This is a genomic window from Streptomyces sp. NPDC059695 (assembly GCF_042733785.1).
In the GTDB taxonomy this organism is placed as follows: Bacteria; Actinomycetota; Actinomycetes; order Streptomycetales; family Streptomycetaceae; genus Streptomyces.
Genome location: NZ_JBHWFF010000014.1, coordinates 1 through 12,653, shown reverse-complemented (window position 1 = coordinate 12,653; position 12,653 = coordinate 1). Strand labels below are relative to the sequence as shown.

Annotated in this window: 9 protein-coding genes; 3 read left to right on the top strand and 6 right to left on the bottom strand. The window is 73.2% G+C overall.

What is annotated here, in order from left to right:
- Positions 1 to 2 precede the first annotated feature (2 nt).
- Together ACFV2S_RS18895 and ACFV2S_RS18890 are read right to left on the bottom strand one after the other, a co-directional pair.
- A complete protein-coding gene (locus ACFV2S_RS18895) occupies positions 3 to 539 on the bottom strand; it encodes a tripartite tricarboxylate transporter TctB family protein (protein ID WP_385559997.1) in 537 nt (178 codons plus the stop codon).
- Complete coding sequence (locus ACFV2S_RS18890; protein ID WP_383794445.1) at positions 536 to 1,519, bottom strand: Bug family tripartite tricarboxylate transporter substrate binding protein; 984 nt, start codon at positions 1,517 to 1,519, stop codon at positions 536 to 538. Before ACFV2S_RS18890 ends, ACFV2S_RS18895 begins: the two co-directional genes overlap by 4 nt.
- A 135-nt stretch (positions 1,520 to 1,654) precedes the next feature.
- On the opposite strand from ACFV2S_RS18890, the gene ACFV2S_RS18885 reads away from it, so the two are divergent.
- Both ACFV2S_RS18885 and ACFV2S_RS18880 read left to right on the top strand, forming a co-directional pair.
- Positions 1,655 to 2,323 (top strand): response regulator, encoded by a 669-nt coding sequence (locus ACFV2S_RS18885; RefSeq protein WP_383794442.1) that lies wholly within the window; start codon positions 1,655 to 1,657, stop codon positions 2,321 to 2,323.
- Positions 2,324 to 2,447: 124 nt separating this feature from the next.
- Entirely contained in the window at positions 2,448 to 3,440 is a 993-nt protein-coding gene (locus ACFV2S_RS18880) for a lytic polysaccharide monooxygenase (RefSeq protein WP_385559993.1), read from the top strand.
- Here the strand turns inward: ACFV2S_RS18880 and ACFV2S_RS18875 are convergent.
- From ACFV2S_RS18875 to ACFV2S_RS18865, 3 genes are all read right to left on the bottom strand, one after another.
- Positions 3,437 to 4,303, bottom strand: a complete 867-nt coding sequence (locus tag ACFV2S_RS18875) for an esterase/lipase family protein (RefSeq protein WP_385559990.1) — start codon at positions 4,301 to 4,303, stop codon at positions 3,437 to 3,439. The two genes, ACFV2S_RS18880 and ACFV2S_RS18875, sit on opposite strands and share 4 nt — an antisense overlap.
- A gap of 156 nt (positions 4,304 to 4,459) precedes the next feature.
- On the bottom strand, positions 4,460 to 5,419 hold the full coding sequence (locus tag ACFV2S_RS18870) for a hypothetical protein (RefSeq protein WP_385560401.1): 960 nt from the start codon (positions 5,417 to 5,419) through the stop codon (positions 4,460 to 4,462).
- Complete coding sequence (locus ACFV2S_RS18865; RefSeq protein WP_385559987.1) at positions 5,416 to 8,859, bottom strand: DNA polymerase III subunit alpha; 3,444 nt, start codon at positions 8,857 to 8,859, stop codon at positions 5,416 to 5,418. Before ACFV2S_RS18865 ends, ACFV2S_RS18870 begins: the two co-directional genes overlap by 4 nt.
- A gap of 152 nt (positions 8,860 to 9,011) precedes the next feature.
- Between ACFV2S_RS18865 and ACFV2S_RS18860 the strand changes: the two genes are divergently transcribed.
- Positions 9,012 to 10,052, top strand: a complete 1,041-nt coding sequence (locus ACFV2S_RS18860; RefSeq protein ID WP_383794426.1) for a DUF3533 domain-containing protein — start codon at positions 9,012 to 9,014, stop codon at positions 10,050 to 10,052.
- A 52-nt stretch (positions 10,053 to 10,104) separates the two neighbouring features.
- Here the strand turns inward: ACFV2S_RS18860 and adhE are convergent.
- Positions 10,105 to 12,653: bifunctional acetaldehyde-CoA/alcohol dehydrogenase (gene adhE, locus ACFV2S_RS18855; RefSeq protein ID WP_385559983.1), on the bottom strand; the 2,549-nt coding region annotated here is incomplete at its 5' end.

Here is a 12,653-nt window from a genome sequence, read left to right as displayed (position 1 = left end):
GGTCAGATCACTCCCATCAGCGGGCCGCCGGGCAGCGGGACGCCGAGCAGCTTGTCGAAGACGGCGTAGGTGAGGAGGGAGAGGGCCGCCGCGATCAGCGGGTCCCGGTGGAGGTGCCGGCTGCCGAGGGCGTAGGCCGCGCCCCAGAAGAGGAGGGCTCCGGCGACGGGGAAGCCGAGCGGGCCGATGAGGACGGCGAACGCGAGGAACACGCCGGCGAGGAGCAGGACGGTGCGCCAGTCGGCGGGTTCGGTCAGGTCGACGTCCTCGCCGCCCTCGGCCTCGCCGCGGCCGCCGCGCAGCACGTCGGCGGTGAGCAGGACGGCGACGACGAGGAGGCCGCAGCCGACGACGAGGGGCACGGTCGCGGGCCCGACGGGGCCGCGGCCGGCGACGTCCGCGTCGAGGGTGAGGGCGTCGGTCAGGACGAGGACGCCGAGCAGGAACAGGAGGGCGCCGACGCCGAGTTCGGAGCGTCCCCGCAGCCAGGTCCGCACGGTGGATCCGGCCGCCGGCCGGGTCTTGTCGGTGGTGGTCACAGTCCGAGCTCCTTGAGGACGGAGGCGACCCGCCGGTCCTGCTCGGCGAGGAAGGTGCCGAACTCCTCGCCGGGCAGGAAGGCGTCGTTCCAGCCGTGGGTCTTCAGCGACTCGCGCCACTGCGGCGAGTCGTGCAGCGCGGTCACGAGGGCGACGAGCTTGTCGCGCTCGGCGTCGGAGAGGCCGGGCGGGGCGACGATGCCGCGCCAGTTGGTGAACTCGGTGTCGAGTCCCGCCTCGCGGAGCGTGGGGGCGTCCAGGCCGGGGACCCGCTCGGGGCCGGTGACGGCGAGGAGGCGCAGCTCGCCCGCCTCGATCTGGTCCAGGTACTCGCCGACGCCGGAGACGCCGAAGCCGACCTTGTTCCCGAGGATGGAGGCGAGGAGTTCGCCGCCGCCGTCGAAGGGTACGTAGTTGACGTCCTTCGGCGCGATCCCGGCGGCCTGCGCCATCAGCATGGGGGCGAGGTGGTCGGGGCCGCCGGGCGAGGAGCCGCCGCCGACGGGCAGCTTGCCGGGGTCCTTCCGCCAGGCCGCGAGCAGGTCCTGGATCGTCCGGTACGGGGAGTCCTTGCCGACCACGACGATGTCCTGCTCCTCGGTGAGCCGGGCGATGGGCGTGGTGTCGGCGAGGGTCCTGGGCGTCTTGTTGGTGTGGACGGCGCCGACGACACCGAGGCCCATGGACATGGCGAGACGGCCGTCGCCGCGCTCGCCGACGAGCCGGGTGAGGCCGACGGTGCCGCCCGCACCGGGCAGGTTGAAGACCTCGACGTCGTCGGTGAGGCCGGCTTCCTCGGCGTTCTTCGCCGCGGTGCGGGCGGTGATGTCGTAGCCGCCGCCGGGGGTGTTGGGGACCATGAAGCGCAGGCCGGGTATCGCGGTGCCCGTGTCGGAGCCGGTGCCCGGGCTGAGCAGTGGCGGACCCACGAGCACCAGGAGAGCCGCCCCGAGGAGGGCGAAGGGGGTGCGCAACCGCACGTGTGCCGCCTCTCAGATAGGAGGGAATGGGGGGTGTGAGGTGGCCCACATGTTGCCCGCGCGTTAAGAAGCTGTCTCTCTTCCGCAATCAACGGACGTTGTGGTCGTTGTGGTCGGGACCTAGCGTGGGTCGGCGTGACGAAGGTGCTGGTCGTGGACGACGACTTCATGGTCGCCAAGCTGCACTGCCGGTACGTGTCGGCGGTGCCGGGCTTCACCGTGTCCGGGGTCGCCCACAGCGGCGCCGAGGCGCTCCGCGCGGCCGACCGGCTCCGCCCCGACCTGGTGCTCCTCGACGTCTTCCTGCCCGACATGGACGGGATCCGGGTCCTGCGGGAGCTGCGCGCGGCGGGCCTGGGCATGGACGCGCTGTTCATCACCGCCGCCCGGGACGTCGGCACGATCCGCTCGGCGCTGCGCGCGGGCGCCCTGCACTATCTGATCAAGCCGTTCACGCAGGCCGCCCTGCACGAGCAGCTGCGGCACGTCGCCTCCCTCCGGAGCCGCCTCGACGAACTCGACGAGGCCCGCCAGGAGGACGTCGACCAGATCTTCGGCACCCGCCCCCGCGGCTCCCGCGAGCTCCCGAAGGGCCTCGCCGCCCACACGGCGGACCTGGTCGACTCGGTCCTCCGCGCCCACCCGGAGGGCCTGTCGGCCACGGAGTGCGCGGAGGCGGGCTCCCTGTCCCGCGTGAGCGCCCGCCGCTACCTGGAGTACTTCGCGGAGACGGGCCGCGCGGAGGTCACCCTCCGCTACGGCGGCACGGGCCGCCCGGAACGGCGCTACCGGCGACTCGGCTAGCAGTTCCTGAGCAGCCTCTTACCTGCGCCTTAACGCCGCCCTAAAGGCCGCGATCCGTGCTTCTTCCGGGGCTAGTTTGCTCGGCAACCCCCCACACACACCCTCGTGAAGGAGTTGTCCCCCCATGACCTCTCGCCCTACGGCAACGGCCGCCGTCACCGCCGCTCTGGTCCTGTCCGGTCTCGCCGTGGCTCCCGGTGCGTTCGCGCACGGGTCGATGACCGATCCCGTGAGCCGGGTCTCGGCCTGTTACGCGGAGGGGCCCGAGGCGCCGAAGTCGGCTGCCTGCAAGGCGGCCGTGGCGGCGAGCGGGACGCAGGCGTTCTACGACTGGAACGCGGTGAACATCGCCAACGCGGCCGGGCAGCACCGGCAGCTGATCCCGGACGGCAAGCTGTGCAGTGCCGGAAACGACAAGTACCGGGGGCTCGACCTCGCGCGGGCCGACTGGCCGGCGAGCAGCATGACGTCCGGGGCCCACACCTTCCACTACAAGGGGACCGCCCCGCACAAGGGCTCGTTCGAGCTGTACGTGACGAAGGACGGGTACGACCCGTCGAAGCCGCTGAAGTGGTCGGACCTGGAGGCCAAGCCGTTCGTGACGGTGACCGACCCGGGGATGCAGAACGGCGACTACGTGTTCCAGGGGACCGTGCCGAAGAAGTCCGGCCGCCACCTCATCTACTCGGTCTGGCAGCGCTCCGACTCCCCCGAGGCGTTCTACACCTGCTCCGACGTGGTGTTCGGGAAGGACGACGGCGGTACGGCCCCGGCGACGAACGGTCCCTCCGCGCCCGCCCCGACCGCCTCCGCGCCCACCGAGGAGCAGATCCAGGACGGCGCGGACAAGTCCACGGTCCAGCACGGCGGCCACGGCGGGCACGGGGCGACGGCCACCGCCCCCGCGCCCGCCGCCCCGGCGGCCGGCACGCACGCGGCCGGCGCTCCGGCGGCGAACGCGCCCGCCCCCGCCGCCGGTGAGGGTTCCGGCGCGGAGCTGGCGGAGACGGGCGGCGACGCCGCCACGCCGTTCGTCGCGATGGGTGGCGCCGCCGGTCTCGCGCTGGGTGCCGCGCTGCTCTTCTCGACGGCCCGGCGGCGCCGGACCCGCGGCTAGCCGACCACCGAGAGGCAGGTCGTCGGGGTCGCGTGGGCCGGGTCGAGGGCGTTGGCCACCTCGTGGAAGGTGACCCGGTCCACCGTGCCGATCGCCACGTGCTCGGAGAGGTCGAGCGCGCACTTGTCCTGGATCAGGACGTTGGTGACGTTCGGGCCGCTGAGGAACTGGGAGCGGTACGGGGTGACGACCTCGTCGTACTGGCTGGCGATGACGTGGTAGCGGACGCCGGGCACGGTGTCGCCGCCCTCGTTGAGCTTCGTGATGAAGGCCGAGCCGGCGATCTGGTCGGCGAGGCCCGGGGTGGCGGAGCTGATGAGGTCCTCGGCGCCGGGGAAGTACGGCAGGAGCTTGGTGAGGCCGAGCAGGGTGGTGCCGTGGTTGTCGGGGGCGATGCCGACGAGCGTGTTCACCTTCGCGGCCCCGCCGAGGAACTTGAGGTACCAGCGCGGCATCATGCCGCCCTGGGAGTGTCCGACGAGGTCGGCCTCGGGGGCTCCGGTGGCGGCCAGGACCCGGTCGACGTAGGTGTCGAGCTGTCCGGCGGACGCGGCGATGGGTCCGAGCCCGTTGAAGAGGGGAACGCCCGGCAGCTGGCCGTAGTCGAGCGAGAAGACGCAGTAGCCCCGGTTGACCAGGTAGGGGGCGAGGGCCAGCCAGTTGTCGACGGAGTTCCCGAAGGTGCCGTGGACGAGGACGACGGGGCGCGGGTGCGCGGCGGACGGCTTGCAGGAGAAGTCGTTCCAGCCGCGGCTGGGGGCGGCGGCCTGGGCGGCGGCGGTGGGGGCGAGGGTGGCGGCGGCGGTCAGGAGCAGGACGGACAGTGCTCTGACCGTGCGCTTCCAGGACTTCGCGGACAGCATCGGGCGATCTCCTTGCGGCTCAAGGGGAAGGTGGGGGTGCTGTGCCCTGCGGTCCGGACCACAAGTGGGGATGCTCTCCAGCCAAATTACGCACGGGTAGCCTCGACTGGGAAGTTACGCGTCGGTAAAAAGTGAGGTGTCGTCAGAGGGGCGTGATCAGGCCGCGAGCGAGCCGGGCAGGATCGCCCGCGGGCCGAACCTCGCCCGGGCCCGGTCGGCCACCGCCTCGATCCGCCGGGTCTTCTCGTCCGCCGGGTCCAGGGACAGCTGGTGCGCGGAGCCCTCGGCGTCCCGCAGGCCCTCGGCGCGCAGCGCGATGCCCCGCACCCGGGCCCGCTGGAGGCCGAGGGAGTCGTGGACGGCGTACGCGAGGGCGGTGAGCGCCGCCGAGTGGGCGGTCGGTTCGGGCAGGGTGCGGCTCCGGGTGGTGGTGCTGCGGTCGGCGTACCGCACGGTGACGGCGAGCCCCCGGCAGACCTGGGCCCCGGTCCGCAGCCGGACGCCCAGCTCTCCGGCGAGCGAGAGGAGGGCCCTGCGCTGCGCGGTCCGGTCGGTCTCGTCGTGCGGGAAGGCGCGCTCGGCGGCGATCGACCGGGAGGCCGCGTTCGGGACGACGGGGGTGCGGTCGATGCCCCGCGCCCTCTCCCACAGTTCGCGGCCGGCCTTCGCGCCGACGAGCCGCTGGAGCACGGCGAGCGGCGCGTCGGCGACGCGGCCGGCGGAGTCGAGTCCGTAGCCGCAGAGGGTACGGGCGGTGGCGCGGCCGACGCCGTCCAGGGCGGCGACCGGGCGGTCGCGCAGGAAGGCCGCCGGGTCCTCGACGACCAGGGTGACGCCGGGCCGGGCCTCGCGGGCCGCGAGCCGGGCCAGCATCGGGTTGGGTCCGGCGCCGATGACGCAGTCGACGCCGTACAGGGCGAGCGCGCGGACCCGGACGAGCGAGGCGAGTTCGGCGGGGCTCCGGCCGAAGTAGCGCAGCGCGCCGCGCACGTCGGCGAGCGCCTCGCAGGGCGGGGCCGCCTCGACGACGGGGGTGAACTCGCGGAGCAGGTCGACCAGTCGGGGCAGTGCCGCTTCGTCGGCCGGTTCCAGGCGGAACCGTACGCAGAGGATCATCCGGCGCTCCCGGGGCTGCTGTGCCACAGCTTCCGCGACGGCGTCGCGGAGCCTTCCCCGGCCGGCCGGAGGTCGGCCCAGGGGTTCATCTCGTAGCCGGTGGACATCGTGATGCGCCGGCCGTTGTCGGTGTGCTCTCCGGCGGGCGCCGTCTCGGCGAGCCGCTCCCCCACCGCGTCCAGGCCGCCGGAGGCCCGCAGTTCGACGAGTTCGGCGAGGTTCCAGGCGGCGGAGCCGACGACGCTGAGGCTGCGCGGGCCGCGCCGCTGCACCACGCCCCGGACGAGGAGCAGCCAGGAGTGGAAGACGGTGTGGGCGCAGCGTTCGTGGGCGTCGTCGAAGAAGGCGAGGTCGACGAGGCCGGTGCCGTCGTCGAGGGTGCTGAAGATGACGCGTTTCCCGGAGCGGATGGGCGGGGTCTGGGTGGCGGCCTTGGCGCCCGCGACGAGGACGGTCTGTCCGTGGGCGGCGGAGCGCAGCCGCTGGGCGGAGACGACGCCGAGTTCGCGGAGGAAGGCGTGGTGGTCGCTCATGAGGTGGCGGGAGGCGTCCATGCCGAGGATGCCGAGTTCGGCGCTGAGGCGTTCGGTGTCGTCGAGGTCGGGCAGGCCGACGGGTGCGGTCTTCCCGCCCTGGGCGAGCGGCAGCTGGCCTCCGTGGGAGGCGGCTCCCCGGTGGACGCGGCGGAGTTCGGTGAGGTGGAGCAGCAGGTCGCGGCGGTTGGCGCCGAAGGCGTCGAGGGCGCCGACCTGGGCGAGGCGTTCGGCGACGGGGGTGCGCGGGCGGGCCCGCTCCCAGAAGTCGAGGAGGGAGGCGTAGGGCTGTCCGTCCTCGATGCGGGCGCTCTCGGTCTCGGCGATGCCGTGGACGTCGGCGAGGCCGAGGCGGAGGCCCCACACCGGAGGTTTGTCGGACACCAGTTCGATACGATGGGTGACCGCCGAGCGGTTCACGTCGAGCGGCAGCACCGGCACCCCGCGCCGCCGGGCGTCCGCGAGCAGCAGCCGCTTGGGGTACATGCCGGGGTCGTGGGTGAGCAGGCCCGCGTAGAAGGCGGCCGGGTGGTGGGCCTTGAGCCAGGCCGACTGGTACGTCGGCACGGCGAAGGCCACCGCGTGCGCCTTGCAGAAGCCGTACGAGCCGAAGGCCTCGACGATCTCCCAGGTGCGGGCGACGACCTCGTCGGCGTACCCCCGGGCCGAGGCCCGCGCGGTGAACCAGACCCTGATCCGGGCCTGCGACCCGGGGTCGGAGAGCCCGCGCCGGGCCTGGTCGGCCTCGGCCCGGTCGCAGCCGGTCATGATCCGTACGATCTCGATGATCTGCTCGTGGAAGACGACCACGCCGTACGTCTCCTTCAGGGTCCCCTCCAGGTCGGGGTGCGGGTAGCGGACGGGGGCGCGGCCGTGCCGGGCCTCGATGAAGGGGCGGACCATGTCGGCGGCGACGGGGCCCGGCCGGAAGAGCGAGATGTCGACGACGAGGTCGTGGAAGGTCGCGGGCTGGAGCCGGCCGACCAGGTCGCGCTGGCCGGGGGACTCGATCTGGAAGCAGCCGAGGGTCTCGGTGGAGCGGATGAGCCGGTACGTCTCGGGGTCGCCCTCCGGGACCGCGTCGATGTCGGGCCGGGTGCCGGTGGCGCGCTCGACCTCGGTGACGGCGTGGGCCATCGCGGACTGCATGCGCACGCCGAGGACGTCGAGCTTGAGCAGTCCGAGGTCCTCCACGTCCTCCTTGTCGAACTGGGACATGGGGAACCCCTCGCCGCTGGTGGGGACCACGGGGGTGCGGGTGAGCAGCGAGGCGTCCGAGAGCAGGACGCCGCAGGGGTGCATGGCGATGCCGCGCGGCAGCGCGTCGAGCGCCTCGACCAGCTCCCAGAGCCGGCCGAACTTCTCGCGTTCGCCCGCGAGTTCCCGCAGTTCGGGCAGTTCGTCGAGGGCGGCGAGCGCGTCCCTGGCGCGGATGTGCGGGAAGGCCTTGGCGATCCGGTCGGTCTCGGCCGGGTCCAGGGAGAGGGCGGCGCCCACGTCCCGCACCGCGTGGCGGACCCGGTAGGTCTCGGGCATGGAGACGGTGGCGACCCGTTCGGTGCCGAAGCGGTCGATGATCGCCCGGTAGACCTCCAGGCGGCGGGCGGACTCCACGTCGATGTCGATGTCGGGCAGGGCGGTGCGGCGCTTGGAGAGGAACCGTTCCATCAGCAGGCCGTGCTCGACCGGGTCGGCGTGCGCGATGCCGAGCAGGTGGTTCACCAGGGAGCCGGCGCCGGAGCCGCGGGCGGCGACCCGGATCCCCATGGACCGGACGTCGTCGACGACCTGGGCGACCGTCAGGAAGTAGGTGGCGAAGCCGTGGTGGGCGATGACGTCCAGCTCGCGGTGCATCCGGTCCCAGTATCCGCGCCGCTTCTCGTACCCCTTCAGGACCATGCCGGCGGCGGCCCGGGAGGCGAGGACGCGCTGGGCGGTGCGGTGCTCCGCGCCGACGAGGTGCGGCTCGGGGAAGTGCGCGGAGCCGATGCCGAGGTCGTCCTCGGGGTCGACCAGGCACCCGGCGGCGACCTCCGCGGTCCGGTCGAGCAGCCGGTGGGCGGCGTCCCGGCGGAAGCCCGCGGCCTCGACGGTCCGCTCGGCGGCGGCCAGCATGCCGTCGGGCCCTTCGGCGCCCTTGAGCCAGGCCTCTCCGCTGTCGAGCTCCTTGCGCGGGTCGACGGGGACGAGGCGCCGGGCGGAGTCGAGGACGTCGGCGACGGGGCCCTGGCCGGGGTCGGCGTACCGGACGGCGTTGCCGAGGACCGGCCGGACGCCCTGCTCGGCGGCGAAGCCGAGGGTACGGGCGGCGAGCCGCAGGGAGCCGGGCCCGGTACCGGTGCGCCCGTGGTGGACGGTCTCCAGGCACAGCGCGTCGCCGTACCGCTCGCGCCAGGGGGCGAGCAGCCGGGCGGCCCGGTCGGGGCGGCCGGCGGCGAGGGCGCGGCCGACGTCGGAGGCGGGGCCGAGCAGGACGTACACGCCCTCGCCGGCCTGGGCGGTCCCGGGCAGCAGGGGGCGCTCCGCTCCCCGGGCGTGGGCGGCGGTGACCATCGCGCAGAGGGTGGCCCAGCCGGTGCGGGAGCGGGCGAGGAAGAGGGCCCGGGGCGCGGACTCGTCGACGAAGGCCCCGCCCCGGACGGGGACCCGGCGGGCGGATCCCCGGTCGGCGGGATCGTGCTCGGGGACGGCGGCCTCGTACGCGAGGTCCACGCCGAAGAGCGGGCGGACGCCCTCCTTCTCGCAGGCCTTGGCGAAGCGGACGGCGCCGGAGAGCGTGTCGCGGTCGGTCAGGGCGAGGGCGTCCATGCCCCGCTCGGCGGCGCGGGCGGCGAGGGTCTCGGGGTGGGAGGCGCCGTAGCGCAGGGAGTAGCCCGAGGCGGTGTGCAGATGCGTGAAACCTGGCACGGCCGGCGCACCTCCCACACTTCCGCATCGAATTCGTACATACGTTCCCACCCCCTCGCTCCCACCTTAACCCACTTTCGAACATCCGTGCGATAACTCGTTCAGACCCATCCCACCTGCGGAAACGCCCCCCGCCCCGGAGCCTGGGGGGCATGAGCTTCGTCGACGAACTGAAAAGCGCCGTCACGCCCCGAGCCTTCCTGCTGGTCGTCGGCGTCTTCGCCCTCCAGCTCCTGTTCATCACCTCGTACGTCGGCGCCCTGCACGACCCGAAACCCACGGACGTCCCCTTCGGCGCGGTCGCCCCCCAGCAACCGGTCGCCACCGCCCTGGCGGACCGGCTGGAGGAGCTCCCCGGCGACCCCCTCGACCCGCGTGTGGTCGCGGACGAGGCCGAGGCCCGGAACCAGATCCTGGACCGGGACATCGACGGAGCCCTGATCGTCGACCCGCGGGGCCGCACCGACACCCTGCTCGTCGCCTCCGGCGGCGGCAAAGTGCTCTCCGGGACCCTGGAGGCGATGATCACGCAGCTGGAGGCGGCCAACCAGCGCCTCGTGCGGACCGTCGACGTGGCTCCGTCCTCCTCCGAGGACTTCAACGGGCTCTCCGCCTTCTACCTGGTCATCGGCTGGTGCGTCGGCGGCTACATCTGCGCCGCGATCCTGGCGATCAGCGCGGGCTCCCGGCCCGCCAACCGGGAGCGCGCGATCATCCGCCTGGGGGTCCTGGCGCTCTACGCGCTCCTCGGCGGTCTCGGCGGCGCGATCATCGTCGGCCCGATCCTCGGCGCCCTCCCGGGCAGCGTCGCGGCCCTGTGGGGCCTGGGCACCCTGGTGATCTTCGCCGTCGGGGCCGTGACCCTCGCCCTCCAGTCCGTGTTCGGGATCGTCGGCATCGGCCTGGCGATCCTGCTCATCGTGATCGCGGGCAACCCCAGCGCGGGCGGAGCCTTCCCGGGGCCGATGCTGCCGCCGTTCTGGCGGGCGATCGGCCCGTACCTGCCACCGGGCGCGGGCACCTGGGCGGCGCGGTCGATCGCGTACTTCAAGGGCAACGACATGACCACCTCGATGGTGGTCCTCTCGGTCTGGGCGGTCGTCGGCGCCACCGTCACCCTGGTGATGTCCTCGCTGAAGCGGAAGCCGCAGGCGGAGCCGATCGCCTCGGAGGTGGGCGGGACCGCGGCCTGACCGCACGACGGAGGCCCCCGCGGCGGCGGGGGCCTCCGCCGTGTGCCGGGGTCTACGCGCCGTAGTACGCCCGGGTCATCAGCTCCTTCATCTCGTCGATCATCGGCATCCGCGGGTTGGCGGGCGCGCACTGGTCGGCGTAGGCGTTCATCGCCTGCTGCGGCAGGGCCGCCAGGAAGGCCTCCTCGTCGACGCCCTCCTCCCGGAAGGAGGCCGGGATGCCGCAGCGGGCGCGCAGCTCCTCGACCGCGCGGGCGTAGGACTCCACGCCCTCCTGCGGGGTGGCGGCCGGAAGACCGAGCGTCCGGGCGATCTCCTGGTAGCGCTCCGGGGCCCGGTAGACCTCGGCCTTCGGCCACGGCACGGCCTTGTGGGTGACGGTGCCGTTGTGCCGGATCACGTGCGGGAGGAGCAGTGCGTTGGTGCGGCCGTGGGCGACGTGGAAGGTGTTGCCGAGGGTGTGCGCCATGGCGTGGACCAGGCCGAGGAAGGCGTTGGCGAAGGCCATGCCGGCGATGGTGGACGCGTTGTGCATCCGCTCGCGGGCCTCGGGCGCCTTCGCGCCCTCCGTCACGCAGGTCTCCAGGTTCTCGAAGACGAGCCGGATCGCCTGGAGGCACTGGCCGTCGGTGAAGTCGTTGGCGTAGGCCGAGACGTACGCCTCGGTGGCGTGGGTCAGGGCGTCGAAGCCGGAGTCGGCGGTGACCGTCGGCGGCAGGTGCAGCGGGAGCACCGGGTCGACGATGGCGACGTCCGGGGTGAGGGCGTAGTCGGCGAGCGGGTACTTCCGCGCGGCCTCGGGGTCGGAGATCACGGCGAAGGGGGTGACCTCGCTGCCGGTGCCCGAGGTGGTCGGGATCGCGACCAGCTTCGCCTTCTCGCCGAGCTTCGGGAAGCGGTAGGCGCGCTTGCGGATGTCGAAGAACTTCTCCTTGGTGTCCGCGAACTCGACCTCGGGCCGCTCGTACATCAGCCACATGATCTTCGCCGCGTCCATCGGGGAGCCGCCGCCGAGGGCGACGATGGTGTCGGGCCGGAAGTCCCGCATGGCGGCGGCGCCGGCGCGGACGGTGGCGAGCTCGGGGTTGGGCTCGACGGAGTCGATGACCTGGACCGTGACCGGTTCCGGGCGGCCGCTCAGGATGTCGGTGACCTTCCGGACGAAGCCGAGGTCGCTCATCGTGCGGTCGGTGACGATCGTGACCCGCTCCAGGCCCTCCATCTCGCCGAGGTGGCGGAGGGCGCCGCGCTCGAAGTAGATCTTCGGCGGGACCTTGTACCACTGCGTGTTGGTGGTGCGCCGTCCGATCCGCTTGATGTTGAGGAGGTCGACCGCGGTGACGTTGCCCGCGACGGAGTTGTGCCCGTACGAGCCGCAGCCGAGGGTCAGCGAGGGGAGGAAGGCGTTGTAGACGTCGCCGATGCCGCCGAAGGTGGAGGGGGCGTTGACGATGACCCGCATCGCCTTGACCCGCTTGCCGAACTCCTCGGCGAGGGCGTCGTCCTCGGTGTGGACGGCGGCGCTGTGGCCGAGGCCGTGGAACGCGACCATGCGGGCGGAGAGGTCGAGGCCCTCCTCGGTCGAGCCGGCCCTGAGGACCGCCAGGATCGGGGAGAGCTTCTCGCGCGTGAGCGGCTCGGCCTCGCCGACCTCGGCGCACTCGGCGAGGAGGACCGAGGTGCCCTCGGGGACCTGGAAGCCGGCCTGCTCGGCGATCCACACCGGGGACCTGCCGACGACGGCGGGGTTGAGCCTGGCGCCGCCGCAGTTCACGGCGTGGGCGGTGGTGCCGAAGACGTACTGCTCCAGCTTGGTCTTCTCGGCGGCGGTGACGACGTGGGCGCCGAGCCGCTCGAACTCGGCGATGCCCTCCTCGTACACCTCGGTGTCGAGGACGACGGCCTGCTCGGAGGCGCAGATCATGCCGTGGTCGAAGGCCTTGGAGAGGACGATGTCGTGGATCGCGCGCCCGAGCTTCGCGTCCTTGGCGACGTACGCGGGGACGTTGCCCGCACCGACGCCGAGGGCGGGCTTCCCGCACGAGTAGGCCGCCTCGACCATCGCGTTCCCGCCGGTGGCGAGGATGGTGGCGACGCCCTCGTGGCGCATGAGGAGGCCGGTGGCCTCCATGGAGGGCTCCTCGATCCACTGCACGCAGTCCTCGGGGGCGCCGGCGGCGACGGCGGCGTCGCGGACGATCCGGGCGGCCTCGGCCGAGCACCTCTGCGCGGAGGGGTGGAAGGCGAAGACGACGGGGTTACGGGTCTTCAGCGCGATCAGCGCCTTGAAGACCGTGGTCGACGTCGGGTTGGTGACGGGGGTCATCGCGCAGATCACGCCGACGGGCTCCGCGATCTCGGTGATGCCGCTCAGCTCGTCGCGGCGGATCACCCCGGCGGTCCTCAGGCCGGCCATGGAGTGGGTGACGTGCTCGCAGGCGAAGAGGTTCTTCACGGCCTTGTCCTCGAAGAGGCCCCGGCCGGTCTCCTCGACGGCGAGCCGCGCCAGGTCGCCGTGCGCGCCCAGCGCGGCGAGCGAGGCCTTCGTGACGATGTGGTCGACCCGCTCCTGGTCGAAGGTCTCGAACCGGGCCAGCGCCC